The organism is Rhizobium sp. BK049 (assembly GCF_014193135.1).
Taxonomy (GTDB): domain Bacteria; phylum Pseudomonadota; class Alphaproteobacteria; order Rhizobiales; family Rhizobiaceae; genus Rhizobium.
Genome location: NZ_JACHYV010000001.1, coordinates 341,154 through 363,727, shown reverse-complemented (window position 1 = coordinate 363,727; position 22,574 = coordinate 341,154). Strand labels below are relative to the sequence as shown.

Annotated in this window: 18 protein-coding genes; 7 read left to right on the top strand and 11 right to left on the bottom strand. The window is 62.5% G+C overall.

Annotation, left to right across the window (positions count from 1 at the left end):
- Positions 1-3 precede the first annotated feature (3 nt).
- From fhuB to FHT70_RS01685, 3 genes are read right to left on the bottom strand one after another with little or no spacing between them, the layout of a single operon-like run.
- The gene (gene fhuB / locus FHT70_RS01695) at positions 4-1,968 is read right to left on the bottom strand and encodes a Fe(3+)-hydroxamate ABC transporter permease FhuB (RefSeq protein ID WP_183698462.1); all 1,965 of its coding nucleotides are present in this window, start codon (positions 1,966-1,968) and stop codon (positions 4-6) included.
- Complete coding sequence (locus FHT70_RS01690) at positions 1,968-2,798, bottom strand: iron-siderophore ABC transporter substrate-binding protein (RefSeq protein ID WP_183698461.1); 831 nt, start codon at positions 2,796-2,798, stop codon at positions 1,968-1,970. The genes fhuB and FHT70_RS01690 overlap by 1 nt, the downstream gene beginning before the upstream one ends.
- Positions 2,799-2,830: 32 nt before the next feature.
- Positions 2,831-3,322, bottom strand: coding sequence for a GNAT family N-acetyltransferase (locus FHT70_RS01685; protein WP_097601181.1), 492 nt, complete (start codon positions 3,320-3,322; stop codon positions 2,831-2,833).
- A gap of 165 nt (positions 3,323-3,487) precedes the next feature.
- Between FHT70_RS01685 and FHT70_RS01680 the strand changes: the two genes are divergently transcribed.
- Positions 3,488-4,144: a sigma-70 family RNA polymerase sigma factor gene (locus FHT70_RS01680; protein WP_183698460.1), complete on the top strand. Its 657-nt coding sequence runs from the start codon at positions 3,488-3,490 to the stop codon at positions 4,142-4,144.
- Here FHT70_RS01680 and FHT70_RS01675 read toward each other — a convergent pair.
- From FHT70_RS01675 to FHT70_RS01665, 3 genes are read right to left on the bottom strand one after another with little or no spacing between them, the layout of a single operon-like run.
- Positions 4,035-5,219: a PLP-dependent transferase gene (locus FHT70_RS01675; protein ID WP_183698459.1), complete on the bottom strand. Its 1,185-nt coding sequence runs from the start codon at positions 5,217-5,219 to the stop codon at positions 4,035-4,037. The genes FHT70_RS01680 and FHT70_RS01675 overlap by 110 nt on opposite strands.
- A 10-nt stretch (positions 5,220-5,229) precedes the next feature.
- Positions 5,230-6,648, bottom strand: coding sequence for an MATE family efflux transporter (locus tag FHT70_RS01670; protein ID WP_183698458.1), 1,419 nt, complete (start codon positions 6,646-6,648; stop codon positions 5,230-5,232).
- Entirely contained in the window at positions 6,645-7,634 is a 990-nt protein-coding gene (locus FHT70_RS01665) for a GNAT family N-acetyltransferase (protein WP_183698539.1), read from the bottom strand. The genes FHT70_RS01670 and FHT70_RS01665 overlap by 4 nt, the downstream gene beginning before the upstream one ends.
- Before the next feature lie 195 nt (positions 7,635-7,829).
- Between FHT70_RS01665 and FHT70_RS01660 the strand changes: the two genes are divergently transcribed.
- From FHT70_RS01660 to FHT70_RS01650, 3 genes are read left to right on the top strand one after another with little or no spacing between them, the layout of a single operon-like run.
- Positions 7,830-8,048 (top strand): MbtH family NRPS accessory protein, encoded by a 219-nt coding sequence (locus tag FHT70_RS01660; protein ID WP_085781817.1) that lies wholly within the window; start codon positions 7,830-7,832, stop codon positions 8,046-8,048.
- An 18-nt stretch (positions 8,049-8,066) separates the two neighbouring features.
- On the top strand, positions 8,067-12,056 hold the full coding sequence (locus FHT70_RS01655; protein ID WP_183698457.1) for a non-ribosomal peptide synthetase: 3,990 nt from the start codon (positions 8,067-8,069) through the stop codon (positions 12,054-12,056).
- A complete protein-coding gene (locus tag FHT70_RS01650) occupies positions 12,053-13,411 on the top strand; it encodes a SidA/IucD/PvdA family monooxygenase (RefSeq protein ID WP_183698456.1) in 1,359 nt (452 codons plus the stop codon). The genes FHT70_RS01655 and FHT70_RS01650 overlap by 4 nt, the downstream gene beginning before the upstream one ends.
- Here FHT70_RS01650 and FHT70_RS01645 read toward each other — a convergent pair.
- From FHT70_RS01645 to FHT70_RS01630, 4 genes are read right to left on the bottom strand one after another with little or no spacing between them, the layout of a single operon-like run.
- Positions 13,369-14,103: a 4'-phosphopantetheinyl transferase superfamily protein gene (locus FHT70_RS01645; RefSeq protein WP_183698455.1), complete on the bottom strand. Its 735-nt coding sequence runs from the start codon at positions 14,101-14,103 to the stop codon at positions 13,369-13,371. The genes FHT70_RS01650 and FHT70_RS01645 overlap by 43 nt on opposite strands.
- Before the next feature lie 46 nt (positions 14,104-14,149).
- A complete protein-coding gene (locus FHT70_RS01640) occupies positions 14,150-14,947 on the bottom strand; it encodes an ABC transporter ATP-binding protein (RefSeq protein ID WP_085781813.1) in 798 nt (265 codons plus the stop codon).
- Positions 14,948-14,958: 11 nt separating this feature from the next.
- Complete coding sequence (gene ntrB, locus FHT70_RS01635; RefSeq protein ID WP_183698454.1) at positions 14,959-15,852, bottom strand: nitrate ABC transporter permease; 894 nt, start codon at positions 15,850-15,852, stop codon at positions 14,959-14,961.
- A gap of 58 nt (positions 15,853-15,910) precedes the next feature.
- On the bottom strand, positions 15,911-17,224 hold the full coding sequence (locus tag FHT70_RS01630; RefSeq protein ID WP_183698453.1) for a CmpA/NrtA family ABC transporter substrate-binding protein: 1,314 nt from the start codon (positions 17,222-17,224) through the stop codon (positions 15,911-15,913).
- A gap of 450 nt (positions 17,225-17,674) precedes the next feature.
- Here FHT70_RS01630 and FHT70_RS01625 point away from each other — a divergent pair, with 450 nt between their 5' ends.
- On the top strand, positions 17,675-19,402 hold the full coding sequence (locus tag FHT70_RS01625; RefSeq protein ID WP_246721674.1) for an EAL domain-containing protein: 1,728 nt from the start codon (positions 17,675-17,677) through the stop codon (positions 19,400-19,402).
- 146 nt (positions 19,403-19,548) lie between these two features.
- On the opposite strand, the gene FHT70_RS01620 is transcribed toward FHT70_RS01625, so the two are convergent.
- Positions 19,549-20,013 (bottom strand): Lrp/AsnC family transcriptional regulator, encoded by a 465-nt coding sequence (locus FHT70_RS01620; protein ID WP_085782073.1) that lies wholly within the window; start codon positions 20,011-20,013, stop codon positions 19,549-19,551.
- A 124-nt stretch (positions 20,014-20,137) separates the two neighbouring features.
- Here FHT70_RS01620 and alr point away from each other — a divergent pair, with 124 nt between their 5' ends.
- Both alr and FHT70_RS01610 read left to right on the top strand, forming a co-directional pair.
- Complete coding sequence (alr, locus tag FHT70_RS01615) at positions 20,138-21,271, top strand: alanine racemase (RefSeq protein WP_183698451.1); 1,134 nt, start codon at positions 20,138-20,140, stop codon at positions 21,269-21,271.
- Between the two features lie 30 nt (positions 21,272-21,301).
- Positions 21,302-22,570, top strand: a complete 1,269-nt coding sequence (locus tag FHT70_RS01610) for a D-amino acid dehydrogenase (protein WP_183698450.1) — start codon at positions 21,302-21,304, stop codon at positions 22,568-22,570.
- The last annotated feature ends 4 nt before the right edge of the window (positions 22,571-22,574 follow it).

Sequence of the window (22,574 nt, the reverse complement as noted above, 5' to 3'; positions counted from 1 at the left end):
GTCTCAAGGCCGCCGGCGCAGAACGAAAAGCAGCATCGGGGCTCCGACCAGGGCCGAAATCAATCCGGCAGGAACCTGATAGGGGAAGGCGATCATGCGGCCGGCCCAGTCGGCGATGATGAGCAGGGCCGCCCCGATCAGCGCTGCGGCGAGCAGCTGGGTCGAGGGACGGCGGAGGCCAAGGCCATGGGCAAGGTGCGGCGCCATCAGCCCGACGAAGCTCAAGGGGCCGACGACAAGCGTGGCGGCCGCCGTCATGATCGCCGAGAGCCCGAAGAGGGCACCGCGCGCCGGAGCGATCCTGAGGCCGAGTTCGCTCGCCGTCTCCGAGCCGAGCTGCAGCAGCGCAAGCCAGCGGCTTGCGAGAAAGGCCGCGATGAGACAGGCAAGCGCGATCAGCATGGCGCCTGCCGCAACGCGGTTGTCGACGAAATAGGTCGAGCCCGACATCCAGCGGATCAGCGCCAGGCCGCGCGGATCGCCGCTTGCCGCCAGCACGCCGATCACGGCATCCAGGATCGCGCCGAAGGCGATGCCGGCGAGCAGCACGCGGTTCGGGCCGAAGCCTGAACGGGCGCTCAGGAGGAAGATCAGCAGCAGCACGCCAAGCGCGCCGCCGCCGGCAAAGGCAAGCTGGACGGTGAGCTTCGGTGCGGCGAAGGCGAACATGGCGGTCGCGACGCCAAGCGTCGCCCCGGCCGAAACGCCGAGCACCTCGGGGCTCGCCATTTCGTTTCCGGTCAGCCGCTGCAGGATCAGCCCCGTCACGCCGAGCACGGTTCCGGCGCCGAAGGCGGCGGCGACCCGGGGCAGGCGGAGGGGGAGGATTTCATTCCATGAGGCGGCGGGCAGCCATGTCCACGCGCCATCTGATGCCCGGCCGAAGAAGATCGCGGCGATCGCCAATGCGACGACCGAGGCGAACAGCAGGACCAGGGAGGACCCTTTGCTGCCGATCGCGAGCCGTGGTGAGGTCATGCCGGGGAGCGTGCGTGAGGCTGTTGCAAGGCGTGGAAGCAGAGCAATCAGGATCGGTCCGCCGAGCAATGCGGTGACGGCCCCGGTCGGCACGAAATCGCCAGGAGCGAGGAGCTTGATCGCCTCATCGGTCAGAAGAAGAAGGCCGGCGCCTGCTATGGGCGACCAGATCAACTGGCTGACGACCCGGCGTGCGCCGGCCAGCCGGACGATCTGCGGGGCGACCAGCCCGATGAAGCCGATGACGCCGACGGCACTGGTGACGAGGGCGCTCAGCGCAATCGCAATCGCTATGATAAAGCCGCGCGCCCATTTGATCGGCAGACCCAGGCTCGCTGCGCCGGCATCTCCGAGCTGGCTCAGCGTCAGCGGTCTCGCGGCGAGGAAGGCGAGGCCGGCGACGAGGGCGACCTTGGGCAGCAGCGACAGCGGGATCGCCCAGCTTTGCTGCGACAGAGACCCGGCGCCCCAGATGAAGATCCCGGAGAGATATTGATCGTTCATCAGAACGAGAATGGCCGCCGCCGCGCCGCACCAGAGGCCGATGATCATGCCCGACAGGATGAGGGAAAAGGGCGAGAAGCCGTGCCGGGCGCTGATCGAGAAGATGGCGAAGGCGGCAGCAGCGCTTCCGGCAAGTGCGACCGCGTCGCGACCCCATCCCGCCAGCGACGGGAAGGCGAGCATGACGGAGACCAGCGCCAGATTGGCCCCGGCCGAGACGCCGAGCGTCGTTGGTGAAGCGAGCGGATTGCGCAGCACCTGTTGCAGGATCGTGCCCGACAGCGCAAGCGCGGCGCCGGTGATCAGGGCCGTCGCTATGCGCGGCAGAGTGGAATAGAGGAGGAGAAGGTGCTGCGCATCGTATCCGACTGATGTCTCCAGATGGGGCAACGACGGGAGCAGGTCGAGGAGAGCCAGGCCCAGGCCCGAAAACAGCAGCAGCGCCGCCAGCGCTGGCGCGCCAAAGCCGGAAGTTCGCGCTTTCATCAGGCGGCAGTCTCCAGAACATCGACCATCAGGGTCGAAAAGCGCAGCGCCTCCTGGACCATTCCAAACATCAGGACGCCGGGAACGACCGAGATGCGCTGGCGCCGGACGAAGGGGAGGCTGGCCCAAAGCGGGCTTTCTGAAAGCCGGGTCAGGACATCGGGCGGAAGCAAAGGCGACACGACGACGAGGTGCGCCTCTTCATCGAGTTCGGCGAGCTGTTCCAGTCCGATCGTCTGAAATCCCCAGTAGCTGGCCTCGCCCTTCCAGCCATTCTCAAGGCCGATGCGCCGCATGGTGCCGCCGTAAAGCCCCGGGCCGCCGTAGATGCGCGCATGCCTCTGATCGACGAAGTTGATAACGGCGACAGGAGGCGCGGACAGGCTCCTCACCCTCTCGCGCAGCCGCTCGAACGTGGCATCGGCGCGGGCGAGAAACGCCTCCGCTTGCCTCTGTCGCCCGATCATGGCGCCGAGACGCCGCGTTTCGGCGTAGGAGCGGTCAAGCGCATCGCCGTTTTCGGCATAAACACTGAAGGTCGCGACCGGCGCGATGGGGGAGAGTTTTTCATCAAGCGCCGCCAGGAAAGGCGTGCTCAGGATGAGCGATGGCCGGAGGCTGGTGAGGACTTCGAGATTGATCTCGGATGTGGTGCCGATGTCGACGACGCCTTGCGGCATGGTTGGCTCGACAACCCATTCCGACCAGTTCCTGAGCGAGGCGATCGCTCGCGGCACGCTGCCGAGCGCCAGCATCGTCGATGCCAATCCGTAATCGAGCGACACGACGCCGTTATCACCGGCGCGGGCCATGACGGGTGCGCTCGTCATGGCCAGCGCGCTCAGAAGAAAGTCCCGTCGTCTCAAAGCGCGGCCTCGCTCGGCTGTTTTCCGGCGAGCGGCTTGATCATGAACAGGCACGGATGGTCCTCGTGCCAGAGTTTGGCAAACACCTCCGCCCTGACGAAGCCGTTCCGGTCGTAGAAGCGGCGTGTCGCCTCGAATTGCGGCTCGTCGCGGCCGCGCGGCGCAAGCGTCTTGACAGTCAGCAGCCGGGCGCCCGATTTCTGGGCGAAGCCTTCGGCAGCGTCGAGGAGATGTCGCCCTGCGCCCTGGCCGTGATATTCCGGCCGCGTCGCGATCAGCGCAATTTCGACGGCATCAGGCAGGTGCGGCTTCAAGGCCATCAGCGCGGTGACGACATCCGCTTCGATATAGCCGAACACCGGCAACTTCTCGATCGCCTGGGCGCTCGCTTCGATGACCTCGGACTCCGAAAACCAGTCGGGCAAGGCACTCATGATCGATCGGCAGAGTTCCGCCTTGCCGGTCAGGATCTCAACTGTTCGTCCCATTGTTTTCTCGCCTTCAGCCCGGTGGATTTAAACTTGACTCTTGTTATCACCTTAAAATAGACACTGCAATCACATCGTGCACATCCGCTTTGAAAAAGGAGCGCCAAGGCCGAACCGACCAGCAAGACAGAGCCTGATTTTCCATTCGTAAAAAGGTACAGGACAATGCGAGCATCGCATCGTGATGTGAACGGGAATGCGGTTGTCAACGCAATGATCGAAAACAAGGATAAGCTCCTGAAGACGATCGAAAGCGTCATCAAATCAAGGTCATACTCCGAGGACATATTTCAGGACGGAGTCATCAAAGCTTATGGGGTCAATGTCGACGGTATTCGCTGCCCCATCGGCTATGCCTTCCGGATGGTCTATAATCTTGCACTGGATGAGAGCCGCCGCCAGCGCCATCAGACGAACAACCACAGGTCGATAGATCAAATCCGGGAGATCACGGCTCCCGTCCCAACGGTGCTTGACCAGCTCGTTGCCGCAGAGACCCTGCGTGACGTGCTGGCTTCGCTCGAGACGCTGCCGAAGCGCACCAACGACGCCTTCATCCGCCACCGCCTGAACGGCGTGCCGCAGAAGGACATCGCGGCCGAACTCGGCGTCTCCAGGACCCTTGTTAATTTCATGATCAAGGCGGCGGAGCAGCATTGCCATTCGGCGATCACCGACTCCCCTCGTGCCGATCACGAACATCGGCAGGATCCTAGCGCCGCGCGGCGTGCAGCGCCTGCTGCAGGTCGCTCCAAAGCAGTTCCGGTTCTTCCAGTCCAACGGCGAAGCGAACCGTCTGCTCGCTCACGCCGAACCGGATGAAGGTGGTCATCCGGTCGGGAATCTGCAGCGCCACCTTGGCGGGGACCACAAGCGTTTCCGGCCCTCCCCAGCTGACGCCGAGGCGGATCTCGTGCAGCGCATTGACGAAACGCGCGACATCTATGTCGGGCGTGAGGTCGAAAGCGAAGAGCCCGGCATAACCCGACAGCGTCGCCCGGCCGGGATGGTCTTGAAAGGCCGGGTGGCGAACGCGGGCGATGTCGGGATGCTGTTTCAGCCGGTCGGCGAGCAGAAGTCCGCTGCGCTCATGCTCCTTCAGCCGGACGCGCAGCGTGCGCATGCCGCGCAGCAGGAGCCAGGCCTCGAAGGGCGAGAGCTTGGCGCCGATATAGGGGTAGGAGGTCGAGTTGATCCTGGCGATCGCCTCTTTCGTGCCGACGACGACGCCGGCGACCGTATCGCTGTGGCCGCCGAGATATTTCGAGGCGGCGTGAATGACGATATCGACGCCGTGCAGGATCGGCTTCTGGAAGAGCGGCGTCGCCCAGGAATTGTCGATGACGGTTGTGACACCCGCCTCCTGTGCCATGGCCGACAGCGCCACGATGTCCTGAAGCTCGAAGACGAAGGAGGAGGGGTTTTCGAGATAGAGCAGCCTTGCGCCCGGCAGCGCCTTGCGCACCTCGTCATGGTCGGAAGGATCGATGAAATCCACCGTGACGCCGAGCCTGCCGAGCAGCTTCACCAGCAGACGGTAGACATCGTTATAGAGGTGGCGGACGGCGACGACCCGGTCGCCCGCTTCCACGAGACTGAGAATGGTCGCGGTGATGGCGGCCGTTCCGCTCGAAAAGGCGCGCCCATCCTCCGCGCCTTCGAGGCGGGCGACCAAGAGCTCGAATTCACGGACAGTCGGATTGTCGCCGCGCGAATAGATGAAGTTGCGCGCCCGGCCGGCGAAGACATCCTCCATCGCCTCGTAACTGTCATAGGTGAAGAGCGAGGTCTGGAAGATCGGCGGCGACACGGCGTTGAAGGCCGAGGGATCGACGGGCGTGAAGAGATCGTCGGCCGCTTGGTCGCCAAGGTCGCGTGGGCTGAAGGACAGGTTCATGATGATCCTCTCAGGGGCAAAAGCTGGGATAGGGACGGAGTGCGGTCAGATCACCGGCCGAGCTCTGCCGGAGCGCGCTGAGTGATCTCGCCAGGCAGAAGCATGACAGCAGGCCGGTGAGCGACGAGGCCAGAAACATGGCTGCGAGCAGGCCTGAAAAACCGAAGAAGGGCGGCAGGAAAGCAAGCAACGGAAAGAGAAGATATCCATATTGCGCCAAGCCTACGGCAAGGGCGGCTTTCGGCCTGCCCTGTGCTTGGAAGAGGATCAGCACGGTCTGCCGGAGGCCGAACAGCAGGAAGGGGAGATGGGTTGCGACGATCGCCTGGCCTGCGATCGATATCACGGATGCATTGTCGGTGAAGAACGAGGCAAGGTGCCCGGAGAAGATGATCGCCGTCAACCCGTAGGCGCCGCCGACCGCGCTCGTGACGGCGGTTAGCATGCGGGTTGCCGAGAGCACCCGTGATATATCCCCGCGGCCCCAGGCGAAGCTCAGGATGGACTGCGCGCCCAGCGAAATGCCGATGACGGGGAGTGCGCCGACCGCAAGCAGCCGCAGGGCGATGCCGACTCCGGCAATGCCGTCCTCTCCATGATAGGTGCCGGCGACAGACAGCATCGCGGCGATTGCGCCAGCGGTTGCGAGGCTCGTCAGTGTCGTCGGCGCGCCCACGGCAAGGACCGGCCTCAGATGCCTGACATCGCCGAGCCGCCAGCAGAACGTCAGCCGGATCGTGCCGAGCCGTCTCGCATGATAGGCGCCGTAGATCGAGAGCGCCACGAGCTGGGAGAGGATTGTCGCGATCGCCACGCCCTGCAGCCCGAGGCCGAAGCCGAAGATCATGATCGGGTCGAGAATGATGTTCAGCGCAAAGCAGGCGACCAGCGTCCACATGCTGAAGCGGGCATTGCCCTCGGCGATCGCCAGGAAATCGAGAATGATCTGCGCCATCGTCAGCGGGATCGAGACCACGATGATGAGGAGGTAATGCTGCGCAAGCGGCTCGATGGCTGGCGTGGCGCCGAACAGCAGGAAAGATGGAAATGCGACGATTGCGGCCGCACTGGCCGCGCCGAAGGCGACGCCGGCGGCCAGGCTGACCGAGGCCAGCGTGCTCGCGCTCGACCGGTTGCCGGCGCCGAGTGCCCGCCCGACCTCGGTTGCCACGCCGACGCCGATGCCTTCGCCGAAGGCTGCGACGAGCATCAGGATCGGCAGCACGATCATGATCGCGGCGATCTGATCCTCCCCGATCGTGCCGACGAAGACCATGTTGATCGTGTGATGGGCGGCATTGATCGACAGGCCAAACATGGCGGGCAGCCCGAGCCGCAGCAGCAGCCTGAACAGGTGCGGGCTGGCAAGATCTTCCGGCGCAAGCCGTCGTTTCCGCATGCTGCCGCTCATCTCGCTCATGTCGTTCATGATGCGGGCACCCAGAGATGATCGCCGAAGAAGCGCTCGCGAGTCAGCATGACGAGAAGCGCGCGCTTGTGCGGAAAATCGAAATGCTTGATCTTGGCAAAGCCCGAGCGGTCGAGATTGCGGATCTGCTGCTCGTGGCTGGCGCGCGGTTCGCCGACGATGCATCTCGTGCGGGGATCGTCGAGGAAGATGAAATGCATCAGCGAGGGAAGCCACGCGCTGATCCATTTCTTGCCGCGATAATCGGGCTCGCCGATCGCGACATGCCATCCGCGATCGTAATCGTCGGCATCGTAGTAGGGACCGAGCCGGTTTTCCTTGGCCCAGTAGACCTCGAAATAGCCGAAGGGAATGTCGGCGAAACTGCCGATCAGTGGCAGGACATGCGGATCGGCGATCCTCTCCTCCAGGATCTCCCGGTGCTTGTCGATCGAGCCCGCATCCTCCCAGATCGTGTTGACCTGCTCGTCGTTCATCCAACGGTTAAAGGCCGCAAGATCGGTCTCGGGATCGGCCACCCTGAAGCTGATGTCCCGCTCCAGCCACGGGATGAAGCGCTGGTAGACCGTGCCTTTCGGCTTTGCCGGCCGGCGCGGATGATAGCGCCCCGCGGTCATCTGCTGCACCGGCGGCAGCGGATAGGACATCTGCGGCAGCCACAGCGAGGGCCATTGCCAGAGGATCGCGGAATCGAGCCGTCCATCGGTGCCTGAGATGTGCCGGGGAAGGCTGGCCTGATGGCCTTCGAAAGCGACCGATTTGATCGACCGAGCTTGCGCCGTCACCGCTTCGGCGGCTGCCATGAGAAGCTCGGCCGATTGCACGGGATTTCCCTCGTAGAAGGTCAGCGAGGCGATGCCGGCTTCGACTTCGAGGGCGACTTCGTGATTCCCGTGCACGGTGTGGAGATGGACGATATTGGGGGCGAGCCTGACATAGCTGCGCGCCTGTAGAGCCCGCCTTTGCTTGGCGGCGTCGAAATCCATGATGTTCTCCTTGATCGGCAGGGCTTTTGATGCGGCGAGCATGAAGCCCGCTCCTGCGGCGATTTGATAGAATGACGATCCATCCTTGTGCGGATTTAGGGGTAAACGAAGAAAAAAATTCTCAGCAATTTTTCTAAACTCCGGCAGTGGGGATCCGTCATTTGCGCATGACGTCAATCTCTGCAGGAGCTTCGAATGGACAATCTTGAGCCCCGCGACGATCTCTGGATCGTCGTCCACGACACCGAGCATCACTACTCGGTCTGGCCGCAGGACAAGCGGATTCCAGTGACCTGGCAGCCGGCGGGTTTTGCAGGTTCGCGCCAGGAATGCCTCGCCCATATCCGCGACATCTGGGCCGACCCGCGTCCGCTTTCCCTGCGCTCGGCCATGGCAGCCGATGCGCGTCTCTGAAAACGTCCGGATGGCAAGATGAACAAGCAGATTACCAATTTCGCCGATGCCCGCCCGACCGACGCTGTGGATGCCGTCTTCGAGAGTTTTCCGCTGACGATCGCGCAGAAGCGCATCTGGTCGCTGGAGCAGATCGGCAATTACACGGTCTTTCCCGATCAGGTCATCGGGCTGCGCTTGGGCGCCACGACCGGCGTCGAGACGATCGCCGGCGCCTGCCGCGCGCTCCTGGCTGAGAACCCGTCGCTTGCCACTCGTTTCCGCCGGCTGGCGGGCGGGCGCATCGAGCAATATCGCGGCGCATCGAACGCCGTGCCGATCGAAATCCTCGGCAAGGAAGGAGCGGCTCTTTCCGAGGCTGAGGCATTGGCCGCGCGGAAAGCCTTTCGCGACAGACGCTTCGATCTGCTGGACGGGCCGGGCGCGCGCATCCAGATCATCCAGCTTGCCGATGCGCAGTCGCTGCTGACGATCGTGCTGCATCCGATCATCTCGGACGACCGGGAAAAATCCGTTCTTGCCGCCTCGCTGGCGCGCATTCTCGACGGCGCGCCGGCCGGCGACGTGCAGCCGGCGGAAATCTCGGCCGGGACGCGGGAGGAGGAATGGCTGGAGACGGATGAAGCGCGCGAAGCGCTTGCCTATTGGCGCGACACGATCGGTCTCGACTACGCGGCCTCGACCTTTCCCAGCCGCTTCAACAGCGGCGGGCTTGCCGGCGTGGCGCGTGCTGAGCATCGGTTTGCGATCGAGCCCAACCTCTGGGCCAAGCTCGAACGGCATGCACAGAGCAAGAGCTACCAGATCGAGCGCGTACTTCACGCCGCCTTCTGCGCGCTGCTGGCGCGCTACAGCGGCAACTATGCTTTGCTGACCGGGCTGCTGATCGCCCGCCCCCGCACCGAGCATTTCGCCAGCCGCGGCCGCGCCGAACAGGTTCTTCCCCTCGTGCTTTCCCTGACCTCCCGGCACTCTCTCGATGATGTCGTTGAGGCACTCTCGTCGGTGACGCAGGAGGGGCTTGCCCGCCTCGTGCCGCTGGAGCGCATCACGCAGGAATTGGTGGTCGACGAAGCGGCCGCACAGGAAGCCGTGGTCAAGGCGCTGTTCGAATTCCGGGAACCCTATCCGGTGCCGAGAGATGCTGCGAATCTGGAACCGTCAGGCGCACGTGCCGACAGCGAACTTTCCCTCGTGATCGAGGCGCGTCTGGAAGGCGGCGCATTTGGGCTGATCGATTACGCCCAGGATCTCTACGACGGCGCGCTGATCGCCCGTGTCGCCAAGCATTTCCGCCTGGTGCTCGAACAGATCGTCGCGCAGCCGAATCTCCGGATTAGGGATATCGAACTCGTCGGCAGCGACGAGCTCGAATGGTTGTCGGCGCCCTACGAGGATGATGTCGTCAATGATGACCGGCCGGTCCACGAGCTGATATCGGCCCATTCGCGCCGGACGCCAGAGAAGACCGCGATCGTCTATGGCGACGAGGAGTGGAGCCATGGCTGGTTGGAGGCGAGCACCAACCGCCTCGGGCATCGGCTGCGGCAGCTCGGCGTTCGCGCCGAGGTGACGGTCGCGATCTTCATCAAGCGTTCGCCGGAGGCGATCGTTGGCATTCTTGCCACGCTGAAGGCGGGCGGCGCTTATATCCCGGTCGAGCCCGACCATCCGCCGGTGCGCAACCATCACATCCTGCGAGACGGCGGCGTGAAGATCGTCCTCACCCATAGCTGGCTGCGCCATCGCCTGCCGGAGGAGCTCGATGCGATTATCCTCGAACTCGACAAGCTCGACCTCGACGGCGAGCCGGATACGCCGCTCCATGTTCCCACGCACAAGGATCAGCTCGCCTATGTCATGTATACCTCGGGTTCGACGGGATTGCCGAAGGGTGTGGCGGTCGAGCACGGTCCACTAACGCACCATCTGCAGAATACCTCGCGCGTCTATGGCATGAGCTCGGAGTCCCGCGAGCTGCCCTTCCTGCCCTTCAGTTCGGATGGCGGCCATGAGCGGTGGATGAACCCGCTGATGGAGGGCGGCAGCATCATTCTGCCGGATCAGCCGCTCTGGACGCCGGAAGAGACCCTGACGGCGATGCGCAAGCATGGCGCCAACAATGCCAGCATTCCGACAACCTATCTGCAGCAGCTGGCGGAATGGGCCGACATTACCGACGGCGCGCCGCCGATGCGGCTCTATTCCTTCGGCGGCGAGGGGCTGGCGCAATCGACCTTCGACCTCTTGTCGCGGGCGCTGACATCGGAATGGCTGATCAACGGATACGGACCGACGGAAACCATCATGACTCCGATGGTCTGGAAGGTGAGGGCCGGGACCAAGTTCCAGGGCGTCTATGCGCCGCTCGGCCGCGCTGTAGGTCTGAGGCGCGTCTATGTGCTCGATCCCGACCTCAACCTGTGCCCGATCGGCGTGACCGGCGAGCTCTATATCGGCGGCGAGGGCATCGCCCGCGGCTATCTCGGCAAGCCGGATACGACGGCCGACCGCTTCATTCCCGACCCCTTCTCCAAGGAAGGCGGCCGGCTCTATCGCTCCGGCGACCTGACGCGCTGGCGCGAGGACGGAACCGTCGAGTTCGTCGGCCGTGTCGATCATCAGGTGAAGCTGCGCGGTTATCGCATCGAACTCGGCGAGATCGAAGCAGCACTCCTCCAGCAGCCCGGCGTCGGCGAAGCCCTGGTCGTGCTGCGCGATGACGATGCCGGCGAAAAAGCACTGGTTGCCTATGTCGTGCCGAAGAAGGACGAGAGGCTTGACGTCGGGACGGTCCGCGCCGGCCTCGAACGCAGCCTGCCGTCCTACATGGTGCCGGCGGCCGTGGTTGAACTCGAAAAGATGCCGACCAATCCGAACAGCAAGCTCGACCGCTTCGCGCTGCCCGCGCCCCAGCCGGTCAAGCGCGCCATCATCGAGCCGGCGACCACGCTTGAGGAAGAGGTGCTGGATGTATGGCGCCAGGTTCTCAAGCTGGAAGCGATCAGTGTCGAGGATAATTTCTTCGCGATCGGCGGCAATTCGCTGGGCGCGATCCGCATCCTCACGCAGCTGCGGCAGCGACGGCCGAAAATCCCGCTCACCGTTGCAGATATCTTCAACAACCCAACCATCCGCGCCTTTGCCGGCGTCATGGAGCAGGGCGAGGAGCGCGATCTCTCCGAGGTGATCGTACTACGCGCCTCCGGCACGAAGCCGCGGCTCTATTGCTTCCCGGGGCTTCTCGTCAGCACCCGCGAATATGTGAAACTCGTCGATTATCTCGGCGCCGACCAGCCGGCGACTGGCTTCATTTGCCACTCGCTGTCCGAGAAGAAGGAAGTCGGCGCGCCCGTTGAAGAGATCATCGAGAGCTATGTCGATTACATCAGAACGCATAGTAAAGGTGCGCCCTGCTACTTTCTCGGCTGGTCCTGGGGCGGGCTTCTGGCCTATGAGGCTGCCCGCACTCTCGCCAACGAGGTCGACGTCCGGATGATGGCGATGGTCGATGTCTGCGATCTTGGATCGGAATTCGCGATCGGCGCCAAGCCGCGCTTCCGGCCGGACGAGCGCGACGCGCTTCACCGGGACGTGCAGGCATGGCTGCAAAAGACCGCGATGCGCCCGGAATGGGGCCGGCTGCTTTCGACCATGGACGTCGATACCTACGAGCAGTTCCTGCGCTTCGTCGGCGACGAGAAGGACCCGCTGCCAACCGATGGGCCTGATATCAGTAGCCGCGAACATACGTTCTGGGTGCTGATCGACAATGCTCTGATCTTCCGCAAGCATCGGCTCATTCCCCATGACGTGCCGATCTATCCCTGGGCAGCCGACGACAGCCTCAATCGCGGCCTGAACCTGATCGATTGGCGCCGCCTGTCGCCGCGGGCGCACGCGGCCGAGATCATCACCGGCACCAACCACCTGCACATGATCGGGTCACCCGCCTTCCACTCAAGGCTTGCCCTGCGTCTCAAGGAAACAGAGAAGGATAACGCATGACCGTCGCTTTTACCCGCAGGGATGCCCTGAACGAGTCGCTCGATCTTGCCGGCATCGGCATCGGTCCCTCCAACCTGAGCCTTGCCTGCCTGCTGGAATCCGTGCCCGACGTCCGCAGCCGCTTCTTCGAGCGACGCGGCGCCTTCGACTGGCATCCCGGCATGATGATGCCCGGCGTCGAGCTGCAATCGTCCTTCCTCAAGGACCTCGTCATCCCGGTCCTGCCGACCAGCCGCTGGTCCTTCATCTCCTATCTGGTCGCCCATAAGCGGCTCTACGCCTTCCTGAACGCCAATTATGAGGCCGTCCCCCGGCAGGAATTCGCGCGTTATCTCGCCTGGGTCGCCAAGGGCGTGGAAGGTCTGCGGTTCTCCGCCGAGATCCGCGACGTCGAGCACCGCGACGACCGCTTCGTCCTGCGCTTCGACAACGGCCAGGAAGAAGCGCGCAACCTGGTGATCGGCACCGGGTCTTCGCCCTTCGTGCCTGACTGGGCAAAACCCTTCTTGGGTGCGGATTGCTTCCACAATAGCGAGGCCAAATCGCGCCTCATCGATCTCGGCGCTTCCCGCATTGTCGTGGTCGGCGGCGGCCAGAGCGGCGGCGAGGTGGTGGAAGCGCTGCTTGGGGACCCTGGCTCGATGACGGAACTGACCTGGATCAGCCGGCGCCATAATTTCGAGCCGATCAACGACACGCCGTTTTCGAACCAGGTCTTCTCGCCGGAATATGTGCAGGCCTATCTGAAGCTCAGCAGCGAGCAGAAGCAGGCGGCCCTGAAGAACTCGATCCTGACGAGTGACGGCCTGTCGATTTCGACGATCCACTCGATCTACCGCCGCCTCTATGCGCTGCGTTACCTTGAGCAGAGCACGCTGAATGCATCTTTGTCGCCGAACCGCGACGTGATCCAGATGGAGCGGAACGGCAATGCCTATCGGCTCATCGTCCGCAACCATTTCGATGGCGGGATCGAGGTGCTGCATGCCGATGCGGTGGTGCTGGCAACCGGCTACAGGTTCCGTTTGCCGGATGCGCTCGGATCGCTAAGCGAAAGGATCAGCCTCGACAGAAACGGCTATCCCATCCTGAACGACGACTACACGATGCAGTGGACAGGCCCGAGGACCAACCGCCTGTTTGCGCAGAACGCCGGCCGATACTCGCACGGCATAGCCGACTCGCAGCTCAGCCTCATGGCGTGGCGTAGCGCCAAGATCGTCAACACGCTTCTCGGCCGGCAGCATTTCGATGCCGAGCCTGACAATGCTCAGCTGGTCTGGGCGACGGAGGCAGCTTCTGCCATGTCGCATCAGCTCCGGGCCGGCCATTCGGACGGCATGCTGTCATCCTGAAACGTCAGGACATGAATGCTGGGGGCGCGAAATTGTGAGTGGACGGCCAGCGCGGCGACGTGCTGGCTGCCGCTCTCGATCAGGCGGTGATGCCATTGCCGGTCCGGTGCGCCGCTCTGAACCATGACAGGGATGCCGTCCTGCCAGGAAAAGGCGACGCTGCGGGGATCTTCACGCAAGCCTACCCCGAGTGCCTTGAGATGGCTCTCCTTGAGCGCCCAAAGGGCAACGGCTACACGCGATCGTTCGCCCGGAGGCAGTTGATCGAGCCACTGCCGTTCGTCCAGGCTGCAATAGCTCTCCAACGCCGCCGCTTCGATTTCGGCGTCGGCGCGTTCGCAGTCGATCCCGACGCGCTCGCATTCTGAAGTGACGGCGACGGCCACCAGCCCGTCGGCATTGGAAAGGCTGAACTGCAGCCCGTCGCGACCCTCGGCCCTCAGCCTGCCGTACGCATCCGCCTGCAACAGCAGCTTGTCAGGCTGCGTCTCGGTATGCGCGCTCAGCACTTGCCGCAGCAGACAGCGGCCGGCGATGAACGAGGTCCGGTCGCGCTCGAAGCGATAGGTCGCGGCGCGCTCCCGCTCATTCGGTGAAAGCCACTGCATCCAGCGCTTCTCGCCGCTGTCGTTCTTCGGATATTTCCAGAGCACGACATCGATGGCGGCCGGTTGATTTTCTGATTGCTGCATCAGGCCAGTATGCGTAACGCGGCCCGATTGGCAATCTCCGCGGGATTTACTCCGCGGCTTCGATGAAGCGGTGGCGTTCGTAAAGGAATTTGAGCACGGCCTCGCGGCATTTGAGATATGTCCGGTCGGAGGCGAGCTCGATGCGGTTACGGGGGCGTGGCATGGTGACGTCGAGCACTTCGCCGATGCGAGCCGCCGGGCCGTTGGTCATCATCACGATGCGGTCGGAGAGCAGCACCGCTTCATCGACATCATGGGTGATCATCACCATCGTGTTGCCGAGCCGGCTATGGATCTCCATCACCGCATCCTGAAGATGGGCGCGGGTCAATGCGTCGAGTGCCCCGAACGGCTCGTCGAGCAGCAGGATCTTCGGCTCCATTGAAAGCGCGCGGGCAATGCCGACGCGCTGCTTCATGCCGCCGGATATCTCCGCGGGCCGCTTGTCCCTGGCATGGGCCATCTGCACGAGGTCGAGATTGGCCATCACCCAGTCATGTCGCTCGGCCTTGGTCTTCGTTCGGCTGAAGACCTTGGAGACGGCGAGATTCACGTTCTCATAGACCGTCAGCCAGGGTAGGAGCGAATGGTTCTGAAAAACGACGGCGCGTTCCGGGCCCGGCTCGTTGACCTCTTGATTTTCCAGAAGCACGGCGCCTGCCGAAACCGGAGTCAAGCCGGCAATGAGATTGAGCAGGGTGGACTTGCCGCAACCGGAATGGCCGATGATCGAGACGAATTCGCCCTGAGAAATCGTCAGGTTGATGTCCTTCAGGACTTCGGCGCGCACGCCGCCGCGATCGAAATGCTTGTCGATATGATCGAGCTTGAGATAGGCGTTCATCGGTATGGTCCTCAGTTGGCCATGGCGCCGCGGGTGACGAGTTTGCCGAGCGCGGCCACCAGCTTGTCGAGAGCAAAACCGACGATGCCGATATAGGCGAGCGCGACGATGATGTCGGGAAGGCGCGAGGAGTTCCACGCATCCCAGATGAAGAAGCCGATGCCGACGCCGCCGGTCAGCATTTCGGCCGCGACGATGGCGAGCCAGGAAAGGCCGACGCCGATCCTGAGGCCGGTGAAGATGTAAGGGGCCGCCGACGGCAGCATGATCTTCCAGAAGAATTCGAGCTGGTTGAGCCGCAGCACCTCGGCGACGTTGCGATAATCCTGCGGAATATTGCGGACGCCGACGGCGGTGTTGATGATGACAGGCCAGATCGAGGTGATGAAGATGACGAAGATCGCCGAAGGGCTGGAATCCTGGAATGCGGCGAGCGACAGCGGCAGCCAAGCGAGCGGCGGCACCGTGCGCAGCACCTGGAAGATCGGATCGAGGCCGCGCATGGCCCAGACCGATTGACCGATGATCGCCCCGATGATGACGCCGGTGACTGCGGCAAGGCCGAAGCCATAAGCCACGCGCTGCAGCGAGACCAGCACCCGCCAGCCGAGCCCGATATCCTGGGAGCCGTAGTTGAAGAACGGATAGGCGATGAGGTCGTAGCTATCCTGCCAGACCTGGTGCGGCGAAGGCAGAGAGGCGTCCGCCGATGAACAGAGCGCCTGCCAGAGGAGGAGGACGAGAGCCAGCACGACGGCCGGCGGAACGACATTGTGAAGTGCGGTCAGCGCCGCGCGGCGAAAATCGATCCGCGATGCTTGCTTGCCGGAGAATGACAGAACCTTCGCCGCCGGCTTTGCAGAGGCGACAATCGAGGGATTTTCTTTATTTGCCAGGGCGGACATCAGCGCGCTCCTCACGGGAATGGAAGGCCGGCGCGCCGTTCGCGCGCCGGAGGCGGGATCAGGAGACGGCCTTGATCGAAAGGCTCTCCAGGTAGGCGGAGGGATTTTCAGGATCGAAGACCTTGCCGTCGAAGAAGGTTTCCTTGCCGCGGGACGACGATGCGGGAATGTCGGCAGCAGCGATGCCGAGATCCTTGGCAGCCTCGCGCCAGATATCCTCGCGGTTCACCTGGTTGACCAGCGCCTTCACATCGGTCGTCGCCGGCAGGTTCCCCCAACGGATGTTTTCCGTCATGAACCAGGCATCGTGGCTCTTGAACGGGTAGGAGGCGCCGTCCTTCCAAAACTTCATGTAGAGATCGGTCGCCTTGACCTCGCGGCCATTGCCATAATTGATATCGCCCTTCAGGCGGCCGAGCACATCCTTGGTCGGAACGTTGAACCATTGACGCTTGCCGAGAATCTCCGCCATCTCCGCCTTGTTGTCCATGCTGTCGCACCATTGCTGCGCTTCCATGACGGCCATCAGCAGGGCCTTGGCGGCATTCGGGTTCTTTTCGATCCATTCGGCGCGGAGCCCCAGCGCCTTTTCGGGATGGCCCTTCCAGAGCTCGCCGGTGGTGGCTGCCGTGAAGCCGATGCCCTGGTTGACGAGCTGCTCGTTCCAAGGCTCGCCCACACAGAAAACGTCCATGTTGCCGACCTTCATGTTGGCCACCATCTGCGGCGGCGGCACGACGATGGTCGAAACGTCCTTGTTCGGGTCGATGCCGCCGGCGGCAAGCCAGTAGCGGATCCAGAGGTCGTGGGTGCCGCCCGGGAAGGTCATGGCGGCCTTGATCTCCTTGCCTTCGGTCTTCTTCTTTTCGAAGGCCACCTTCAGCTTCGAGGCATCGAGCTGGACGCCGGTTTCGGCATATTCCTTGGCGACGGAGATGCCCTGGCTGTCGAGATTGAGCCGGGCAAGGACTGCCATCGGCACCGGCTTGTTGTTCTGCGTCACCTTGCCGGTGTGCATGAGATAGGGGAGCGGCGAGAGGATGTGAGCGCCGTCGATACCGTTGGCTGCGCCGCCCAACACAAGATTGTCTCTCGTCGCACCCCAGGACGCCTGTTTGGCGACATCCGTTTCCGGAAGTCCATATTTTTCGAACAGGCCTTTTTCCTTGGCGATAATCAGCGGCGCGGAATCCGTGAGCGCGATGAAGCCGAGCTTGATGCCGTTCACTTCAGGGCCTGCCCCGGCCGCAAAGGCGCCGGAGGGAAAGGCGGTCTTGACGGCGCCGATGAGGGCGGCCGCTGCAGTCGTCTTGAGCATGCTCCGGCGGGTGATGCCGGTTGCCGATATCGCAGTCGTCGAAATCTTCTTCATCTGCAGGTTCCCCTCTGCTTGGTGAATTCGGACGCAAAAAAACGCCGCCGGAATGCGTCCACGGGATGAGTGCATCCCGGATGGCAATCCTTGCGACGTCGATGTCTGACGTAAGCGCTTATGTCGCGCCCATCTGCAGCGGTCGCCGTTGACCGATGCACATTGAAGGCCTGCAATCGGTGTGCCAAGTCCAAAGGGACGGCAGTAACTTCATGAGCTGAAAGGAAAAATAAGTCGGTTCCAGCATGCTTATTTCATGGGCAGTCTGAATATGTGATTAGTATTTGTGCTGTTACCTGGGCGGTGGCATTCGCAAGAGCGTTATATTTGTGCATCGCAATGGCCGTTTATGGGCTGACTGATTGCCAGCAGGGTCTTTGGCCTTCGTTCGATTAGCACTCTTTAAGATATTCAATGCGACACTCGGGCGAACGTAACAGCGAGATTGCCTTGAGCAGCAAACGATCCAGAACGAATGTCGAACTTGAAAATCTGCTTCGCCAGCTTGGCTTGGCTCTTGAGGCATCCAGGATTGGCATCTGGCAGCACAATATCTCAAAAAATCAGACGCGCTGGGACGAGCAGCTCAAGCTGATCTATGGCGTTCCGAAAGCGCCGCTTGATGTTATCTGGCTGGACAGCGTCCACCCCGATGATCTGGCGGCGACCAATGAAATATTTCTGCGGGCGATCGAAACCAGATCGGATTACGCATCGGAATTTCGCATTGTTCGACCAGACGGAGCGATCCGCTATCTGCGTTCGCGCGCTCGCTATTTCGTCGATGCGGCCGGCGACCCCTGCTTTGTCGGCGCTGAATGGGATGTGACCGACGACGTTCTGCTCAACAAGGAACTGGAGAGGAGCCGGGCGGAAGCTCGGTTCGCGGCCGATCACGATCACCTCACCGGTCTCTTGAACCGGCGTAGTTTCGATTTCGCCCTGTCCGAGCTTGCCAGGCAGGAGGGCGTCAAGGTTGCGCTTCTCCATATAGACGTGGACCATTTCAAGGAGATCAATGATCGCTTCGGGCATGCGGTCGGCGACCTCGTTCTGTGTCATGTCAGCGAGATTCTTCTGGAGGCCATTTCGGCGAATGACGTCGCAGCGCGCCTCGGCGGCGATGAGTTCGCAGTCATCGTCACTGAGGACGAACCCGACAGGACGAGGGCGGTGCTCGATCATATTCAGCGACGCCTGGAAAGCCCGCTTCCTGGTGTCGACCGGGCAGTCAGCGTGCAGTGTTCCATTGGCGTTGCCAGCGCCATGAGCGCAGATTTTGCCAAGCTGCTCTCGCAGTCGGACCTGGCTTTGTACCACGCCAAACGGAATGGCCGGAATCGCGCCGAGATTTTCACCGACGAGATGGCTTCGAGGCTGGCGAACGAAAGGCAGCTCGTCCAGGATCTGCGATCCGGATTGGCGCTCGGCCAGATCCGTCCATTTTACCAGGTGCAGGTCGACGCCAGGTCTTTCCGGGTAAACGGCGTCGAAGCTCTGGCGAGATGGCACCATCCGACGAGAGGAATTCTCGCTCCGGCGCATTTCCTGCCTCTCGCCTCTTCGAACGGATTGGTCGCAGAGCTTGACGATGTCATCCTGAGGGCCGTCCTGTTGGATATGAAATCCTCGGCCTCGCTGCTCGAGCGCATTCGGCTGTCGATCAACCTCTCCGCCGAGCGCCTCGATGATCCCGAATTGACAACGAAACTCGGCGGCTATGACATCCCGCCCGGCCGATTGAGCTTCGAGCTGATAGAGACGATATTCCTGGACAGCCTGAGCGATCGGGTGCGCCAGAACATCCAGGCCATCAAGTCCTTCGGTATCGACATCGAGATCGACGATCTCGGATCGGGGCATGCCTCCTTGCTGGGCCTGCTCGAGCTCAGACCGGACCGCGTCAAGATCGATCGCCAGCTTGTGATGCCGATCCTGCAATCCGTTCCCAGCCGCCGGCTTGTCAGTTCGCTGGTCGACATAGCGCGCGCGCTTGACATGGAGGTGATTGCGGAAGGCGTGGAAACCTTCGAGCATGCGAAAGTGCTCGCTGATCTTGGCGTCCACACTCTCCAGGGTTATGCTTTTGGACGGCCGCAGTCGTTTGCCGAACTGGCAGGGCGATTGGCGCAGGAAGCATTGGAGTTCGGGCAAGCCAACTCTATCCGGTTAGCCTGACAGAGCCTCGAAGTGATCAGTGACTCCGTTGGAGTGATCGGCCCGACACCGCAACTGCTTCAGGGAAGCAATTCGAGGATCAGTGTCGTCTACGCGTCTGGAGACGCGGGCTGCAAGACTGGAGAGCGATTCAGGCCGATGCCTGCTCACCGCTTACTTTTGGTGCGCGTCGCCAGGACGTTGCGGATCGAGAAGCTGGAGTGAATCCTGAGGACGCCTGGCAAGGCCGATAATATTTCCTTGTGGATCCGTTCGAATTCGCCGGCATTGGCGACTTCCACGCGCAGCAGATAGTCGGATCCACCCGTCATCAGGAAACATTCGCGGATTTCCGGATGACGGCGGACGGCCGCCTCGAAACGGTCGAGATAATCCTCCGTCTGCCGTTCGAGGGTGATGTTGATGATAACGGCAATCATCGCGTCCGCATTGCTCGTATCGAGAAGCGCCGTGTAGCCGCGGATCACGCCCGTCTTTTCCATGATCTTGATACGTCTGAGGCAGGCCGATGGCGAAAGGCCGATTTCGGCAGCAAGCTTGGCATTGCTCATCCTGGCGTCAAGGCGCAGCAGCCTCAGGATGTTGCGATCTGTCGTGTCGAGGGCAGGCATGCTCGATTGTTCCAAATTGTCGTAGATTATGCGCACAAAATGCAAGCTGTGCAATATTATAAGACGAAATCACCGGCAATATCGCTTATTCTTTCATATACTCCATGGAAACAAGAGGGTGAACATGGACAGCGCTATTCTGGTCTCCCATGCACGTACTGCCACGATCACGCAGGGAGCCACGGGCTTTCTGACGATCGATCTTGCGGCACTGGGCCGCAATTATCGGAAGCTCGTGTCGATGCTGGTCCCGGTGCGCGCAGGCGCCGTTGTCAAGGCCGATGCCTATGGCCTCGGCGCGGAGAGGGTGGCGAAAACCCTCTACGCCCAAGGTTGCCGGCACTTTTTCGTTGCTCAATTCGTCGAGGCAGCGCGGCTGCGGCCGGCGCTCGCGCAGGACGCCCAGATTTTCGTGCTGAACGGCCTGCAGCCGGGCAATGAAATTGCCTGCGCCGAACTGGACATTGTACCGGTCCTCAATTCGCTCGCCCAGTGGCAGCAATGGTCGGCGGCGGCGCGCGCACTGAAGCGCTGCCTGCCTGCCGTCCTGCAATTCGACACCGGCATGTCCCGGCTGGGCTTTCCCCCGGAGGAAAGGGCGGAACTGGCGACAGCCCTTCGCAACGGCACCAACATCGAAGTCCTGTTCATCATGAGCCACCTGGCCTCGGCAGATGAGACCGAGGGTCAGCAGAACAGCGACCAGCTGGCAGAAATGTCCTGCATCGCCGACGAATTTCCAGGCTTCGACATCTCCTTCGCCAATTCCGGCGGGGTTTTCCTTGGCAAAGCCTATCATGGCGTGCTCGCCCGGCCGGGCATCGCGCTTTACGGCGGCGCTCCGAGCGCCGGCCCGGCGAACCCGATGGAGCCGGTCGTCAGTCTCGATGTTGCCGTCGTGCAGACGCGGACCGTATCACCGGGCACCAAGGTTGGTTATGGTGGCGCGCATGTCGCGCAACGGGAAATGCGTCTCGCCACCATTGCCGCCGGCTATGCCGACGGCCTGCCGCGCTGCCTGAGCGACCGCGGAGCCGTCTATTACAAGGGCACCCGGCTGCCGATCGTCGGCCGCGTTTCGATGGACAGCATCACGGTCGATATGTCGGCGCTGCCCGAAGGCGCGCTGACGCTCGGCAGCCTTGTCGAGGTGCTCGGTCCGCATCAGACGCTCGAGGATATTGCGCGGGATGCCGACACCATATCTTATGAAATCCTGACCGGTCTCGGCGATCGGTATCACAGGCAATATCGCTGAGAGCCGGCTGGCTCCATCCTTGGGGACATCATGAAAGTCATCGTTCTGGGCGCCGGCATCGTCGGTGTCACATCCGCCTATCAATTGGCCAAGGCAGGCCACGAGGTTACCGTCGTCGATCGGCAATCGGGGCCAGCGCTGGAGACGAGCTTTGCCAATGCCGGCGAAGTCTCATTCGGCTATTGCTCCCCATGGGCGGCGCCCGGCATCCCAATGAAGGCCATGAAATGGCTGTTCATGAAGCATGCGCCGCTCATCCTGCGCCCGAAATTGGACATGGCCATGCTCTCCTGGATGGTGAGCATGCTGTCGAACTGCACCTCCGAGCGCTACGCGATCAACAAGAGCCGCATGCTGCGTCTTGCCGATTACAGCCGTATCGCGCTCGCCGAGCTTCGCGCCGAAACCGGTATCACCTATGACGAACGCATGCAGGGAACTCTGCAGCTGTTTCGCACGCAGCAGCAGCTCGATGCCTCGGCGAAGGACGTCAAGGCGCTCGCCGCCGACGGAATTCCCTACGAGGTGTTGGATCGGGATGGCTGCATTCGCGTCGAACCGGCGCTGAAGCACGTGCGCGACAAGATCGTCGGCGGGCTGCTGACGCCGAAGGACGAAACCGGCGATTGCTTCAAGTTCACCAATGCGCTCGCCGACAGAGCCGAGGCGCTCGGCGTCCGTTTCGCCTATGGGACGACGATCAAGGCTCTCGACGTCGAGGCCGGCCGCGTACGCGGGATCGTCACCGATCGCGATCTTGATCGCGGGCGCGAGCGGTTGAGCGCGGATGCCGTCGTGGTCGCGCTCGGCAGCTATTCGCCGCTGCTGCTGAAGCCGCTCGGCATTCGCCTGCCGGTCTATCCGGTCAAGGGCTATTCGCTGACCATCCCGATTACCGATGCCGCGCGCGCGCCGGAATCGACCGTCATGGACGAAACCTACAAGATCGCGATCACCCGGCTCGGCGACCGCATCCGCGTCGGCGGCATGGCCGAAATATCAGGCTATACCAACGATCTCGGTCTCGCCCGCCGCAGCACGCTCGAACATTCCGTCACCGATCTTTTCCCCGGGGGCGACGTTTCCAGGGCTTCCTTCTGGTCCGGCCTGCGCCCGATGACGCCGGACGGCACGCCGGTCATCGGCCCGACCAAGATCGCAGGCCTGTTCCTCAATACAGGTCACGGCACGCTCGGCTGGACCATGAGCACGGGTTCGGCGCGGCTGATCAGCGACCTCGTCGGCGGCGCCACGCCTGATATCGATGCGAGGGATCTTGCCGTTAGCCGATACAGCTGACGCG